The following is a 2,729-nucleotide window of genomic DNA, read 5'->3' as shown; positions in this document are numbered from 1 at the left end:
GTGCCCCCTTGATCGCTCCGCTCAGTGCCCGTTGATCGCTCCGCTCAGTGCCCCGTTGATCGCTCCGCTCAGTGCCCCGTTGATCGCTCCGCTCAGTGCCCCGTTGATCGCTCCGCTCAGTGCCCCTTGATGTGGAAGAGCCTTGCGAGAGCGTTGATCTTCTTGGCTTTCGCGAGCGTAGGGAGGTCGCTGCCGTCCCGAACCCGCGATCCGTCCTCGCCGAGGTCCGCGATCACACGCCTTGCCCACTCCGCTTCGGCCGGGGAGGGGCTGAGTGCGGCGTTGACGTGTGCGGTCTGCGCGATGGTCATGCACAGCTTTCCGCTCATTCCCATCGACAGGGTGAGCGCCGAATCACGTTGGAGGGCTTCGACGTCCGTGCCGAGTGTCGGCCCGTCGATCGGGGCGGCGATCCGGGCCGCGCGACTGGCGATGGTCAGCCGCGACCGCGGGTAGGCCATCGCGAGCGGTGAGTTGTCCATGCCGGTGTCGCGGCGGAAGTCGCCGCTACCGAATGCGAGCCGGAATGTGGCGTCCGTCCGGGCGATCTCGGGTGCTGCCTCGAGGCCCACCGCGGACTCGATGAGGGCGAGCACCCTCGTGTCCTCGGGAAGACGTTCCGCGGTCGCGTCGACCTGCATGCCGCTCTCCGTCTTGGCGAGCATCACCCCTTCGAGTCCCGGGATTCCGGCGAGAGCATCGAGGTCGTCCGCCCAGTACGGTGTGGTCGCGTCGTTGATGCGCACCCACGCGCGGCGGTGCTCGCCCAGCCAGGCCACCACGTCGTGTCGCGCGCGCGGTTTACGGTCGGGAGTGACGGCGTCCTCGAGGTCGAGGATGACGGCATCGGCAGGGCTCGCGTGCGCAGGGTCGAACATCTCGGGCTTGCCACCGGGAACGAGGAGCCACGATCTGGCCTGCTCGGCGACGATACCCGGGGTCGAGGTCGTCTCGACGTCGGTCTTCACTGGAGTGCCCCTTCGGTAATGTCCACAATGTCCACGACCTCAATCATGCTCGCACCGGCTGGGCACAGTGCACTTGCGTTACCGATGTCCAGTTACTGCTCGGCTGTCAGTCGCCGCTGACGGTTGGCTGCCCGCCGGATCTGGATTATGCGCACACCGCCGGCGAGGGCCATGATCACCGCGCCCGCGATGGCGGCGATCAGGATGGTGACACCGAGCGGCAACGTGAAGTCCCAGCCGAACATCTGCAGAGTGACGCTGCCCAGATTCTGCAGGATGAACACCAGTAGCAGGATCAGGACGATGATTCCGATCACCAGGCCCGTCCACGTCGCACCGGCTCGGGTGTGCTTGATGCCTTTGCGGCGCGCGACATCGGGGTGGGGTCCGGTGTGCTGAATCTCGGAGTGCGGGGCGCCCGCCGGTCCGGAGTCGGTGGCGGGTTCGCGACCGGAGGGGATGTCCGGATAGGAATTCGAAGGGTCGTTGGGTGGTGTCGACATGAGTTGATCTTCACCCACCGGGCCGTCTCGTGCACCCACATCGAGGGGGAAATGGGGTGCGGCTCGTCTCCCTGCGACGACGGATCCCGAATCAATGGGACAATGGACGCACTATGGCTGTTTCGCTTCCCCTCGTGTTCACCGCGCCCAGGCGTGGGATGCCTCCGCGGCATCTCGCGGACCTCGACTCCGTCGAGCGGCGGGAGGCGGTGAAAGAGCTGGGTCTGCCCGCATTCCGCGCCGACCAACTGGCCCGTCAGTACTATTCCCGTCTCGAGGCCGATCCCGCCGAGATGACCGATCTCCCGGTATCCGTCCGAGAGAAGGTGGGCGCCGCGCTCTTCCCGACGTTGCTGACCCCGGTCAAGCATCTGGCGTGTGACGGTGGCGATACCCGTAAGACACTGTGGAAGGCGGGCGACGGCACCCTCCTCGAGAGCGTCCTCATGCGTTACCCCGACCGCGCGACGCTGTGCATCTCGAGCCAGGCCGGCTGCGGTATGGCATGCCCGTTCTGCGCCACCGGTCAGGGCGGCCTGCAACGCAACCTCTCGACAGCCGAAATCGTCGATCAGGTGCGCGCGGCCGCCGCGGCCCTCCGCGACGGCGACGTGGCCGGTGGACCGGGCCGACTGTCGAATGTCGTCTTCATGGGCATGGGCGAGCCGCTCGCCAACTACAAGCGGGTGGTGGCAGCGGTCCGCCGCATCACCTCGCCGGCCCCGGACGGCCTCGGCCTGTCGCAGCGTTCCGTCACCGTGTCCACGGTCGGCCTGGCACCTGCGATCCGTAAGCTCGCCGACGAGGACCTCAGCGTCACGCTGGCGGTGTCGCTGCACACCCCCGACGACGAACTGCGCGACACGTTGGTTCCCGTGAACAACCGCTGGTCGGTGGCCGAGGTACTCGACGCAGCCCGGTACTACGCGGACAAGTCCGGTAGGCGGGTGTCGATCGAGTACGCGCTGATCCGAGATGTCAACGATCAGCCCTGGCGGGCCGATCTGCTGGGCAAGAAGCTCCACAAGGCACTCGGCCCGCTGGTGCACGTGAACCTGATTCCCCTCAACCCGACACCGGGCAGCGAGTGGGACGCCAGCCCCAAGCCGGTGGAGAAGGAGTTCGTGCGTCGCGTGCTGGCCCAGGGCGTATCTTGCACGGTCCGCGACACCCGTGGACAAGAGATCGCCGCAGCCTGTGTTCAGCTCGCCGCCGAGAACTGATTCACAAGCCGATACCGACATCGAACCCCTCGTGC

Annotated in this window: 3 protein-coding genes; 1 reads left to right on the top strand and 2 read right to left on the bottom strand. The window is 66.9% G+C overall.

The features are described 5' to 3' along the window. Positions 1-116: 116 nt before the first annotated feature. Both WAW17_RS16065 and WAW17_RS16060 read right to left on the bottom strand, forming a co-directional pair. Positions 117-968 carry an HpcH/HpaI aldolase/citrate lyase family protein gene (locus tag WAW17_RS16065; RefSeq protein ID WP_422333942.1) on the bottom strand — a complete coding sequence of 284 codons (852 nt, stop codon included), beginning with the start codon at positions 966-968 and terminating at the stop codon, positions 117-119. A 92-nt stretch (positions 969-1,060) separates the two neighbouring features. Further along, entirely contained in the window at positions 1,061-1,471 is a 411-nt protein-coding gene (locus tag WAW17_RS16060; RefSeq protein WP_422333941.1) for a LapA family protein, read from the bottom strand. Between the two features lie 113 nt (positions 1,472-1,584). Here WAW17_RS16060 and rlmN point away from each other — a divergent pair, with 113 nt between their 5' ends. Continuing rightward, positions 1,585-2,694, top strand: a complete 1,110-nt coding sequence (gene rlmN / locus WAW17_RS16055; RefSeq protein WP_422333940.1) for a 23S rRNA (adenine(2503)-C(2))-methyltransferase RlmN — start codon at positions 1,585-1,587, stop codon at positions 2,692-2,694. The last annotated feature ends 35 nt before the right edge of the window (positions 2,695-2,729 follow it).

Source organism: Rhodococcus sp. (in: high G+C Gram-positive bacteria) (genome assembly GCF_049286785.1).
GTDB lineage: Bacteria > Actinomycetota > Actinomycetes > Mycobacteriales > Mycobacteriaceae > Rhodococcus_F.
The sequence above is the reverse complement of the archived record's forward strand: the minus strand, read 5'-3'. Positions and strand labels throughout refer to the sequence as shown.

What these genes read in the sequence shown, in the direction of transcription:
- WAW17_RS16060 (WP_422333941.1), bottom strand. Translation starts at nt 1,471, where the DNA reads ATGTCGACACCACCCAACGACCCTTCGAATTCCTATCCGGACATCCCC.
- rlmN (WP_422333940.1), top strand. Translation starts at nt 1,585, where the DNA reads ATGGCTGTTTCGCTTCCCCTCGTGTTCACCGCGCCCAGGCGTGGGATG.